The sequence below is a fragment of the Catenibacterium sp. UBA627 genome (assembly GCF_002299355.1).
Lineage (GTDB): Bacteria > Bacillota_I > Bacilli_A > Erysipelotrichales > Coprobacillaceae > Catenibacterium > Catenibacterium mitsuoka.
The window spans coordinates 11,302-12,951 of the sequence record NZ_DBPF01000121.1 but is presented as its reverse complement, the minus strand read 5'-3'; the positions used below and the strand labels follow the sequence as shown (position 1 = coordinate 12,951).

Annotated in this window: 2 protein-coding genes; one reads left to right on the top strand and one right to left on the bottom strand. The window is 33.5% G+C overall.

Going from position 1 to position 1,650, the window contains the following annotated elements:
- A partial coding sequence (locus tag B2S90_RS07940) for a Crp/Fnr family transcriptional regulator (protein ID WP_286696847.1) occupies window positions 1-479 on the bottom strand: 479 nt, incomplete at its 3' end.
- A 184-nt stretch (window positions 480-663) separates the two neighbouring features.
- On the opposite strand from B2S90_RS07940, the gene B2S90_RS07935 reads away from it, so the two are divergent.
- On the top strand, window positions 664-1,650 hold a 987-nt coding region (locus tag B2S90_RS07935), incomplete at its 3' end, for an MATE family efflux transporter (RefSeq protein ID WP_286696846.1).

The window sequence follows — 1,650 nt, the reverse complement described above, 5'->3', positions numbered from 1 at the left end:
CCTTTACTTAATTTAATAAGTATATCTTTCTCCACTAATTCATGAAGCACTCTCTGTAATTGTCTTCTACTACAGTGAAGTATTTCTGATGTTTTTTCTATTCTTCTTAATATATGATCATCACACTGATACTTCATATATGCGACTACTTTCTCTTCCAGTCTCATAAAGTTTTGATCATGCTGCACAGATTGAATAATATCTACGCAGGAATGAATGACTGAATGAAGAAACAACACATCTTCATTCAACTCTTTCTCATATCTTAGTGTATCAATACTTAATACCACTACATTCTCTAAAGCCTCTACAAATAAGTGAGGCTTCTTTTTTGTGACAAACTCAATATCTCCAAGAATAGGAATTTCTTTCTTTACACCTGTCACAAACTGTCTACCATCTGCCTGAATTGAATAAACATTTACGCTTCCTTTCACTAAAAAATAAATAGAATGAAAATGAAAAGAAGGCTGAATCATTAACTCTCCTTTCTCAAACTCAAACATCTGAAGACTTACATTATCTAAATGAACATAAGAAGATATAGAGTCACTATATTTCTCTATTAACAGTTTATCTTTTATCTCTTTCACATCTCTATTGTGACATATGACACAATAAATCTCAAACAAAACTGATAAGATAGGGCAGGAGGTTAATACAATGAATGAATTATTTGAAACAATGCCTGTCAAGAAAGCTTACTTTAAGATTGCTTTACCAGTAGTTCTTTCTATGATGGTCACTTTAGTCTATAACTTAGTCGATACATTCTTTGTATCACAAACACAAAATACAAATCTTGTTGCAGGTGTCTCATTATGTGCACCTCTATTTACATTAATGATTGCTTTAGGAGATATATTTGGACTAGGAGGCAGTTCAGTAATCTCTCGTCTATTTGGGAATAAAGAAATTAAAGAAGCAAAAAGAGTCAGTGCTGTATGCTTTTATTATGCTATCGGGGTCTCTCTCCTTACCTCTTTAATCATGATTCTATTTAAGAATTCTATTCTTTCATTACTTGGAACAGAAGCATCTACAAGACCTTATGTTTTACAGTATTATCATGTGATTTCTATTGGGGGAGTCTTCATAATTCTATCGATGATTCCTACAAATCTAATCAGATGTGCAGGACATGCTCAGGATGCTATGATAGGTACAATTCTTGGTTGTGTCATCAATATCATTCTTGATCCTATTTTCTTATTTGTATTTCATATGGAAGCCACAGGTGTCGCAATTGCGACTGTATTCTCTAACTTTGTCACAGATGCATATTTAGTTTATGTGATTAAACGTAAATGTCCAGAACTCAGTGTTTCTTTAAAGGATGCCCATTGCAATACACGTCATATAAAAGGTCTCATCTTTATTGGTATCCCAGCTTCTCTTACAAATATTATGCAGTCTTTTGCAGTCACTCTTACTAATCAATATTTACGTCCCTATGGATCAAATGCGATTGCCAGCATGGGAATCGCATTAAAAGTCAATATGATTATTATGATGGTTCTTGTTGGCTTTGCCTTTGGTGCACAGCCACTTATTGGATATTGTATCGGAGCATGCAATAAAAAGAGACTTAAAGAAGTCTTACGCTTTGATGCTTTAGTCATTATATCCTTTGCCTGCGTTATGACACTT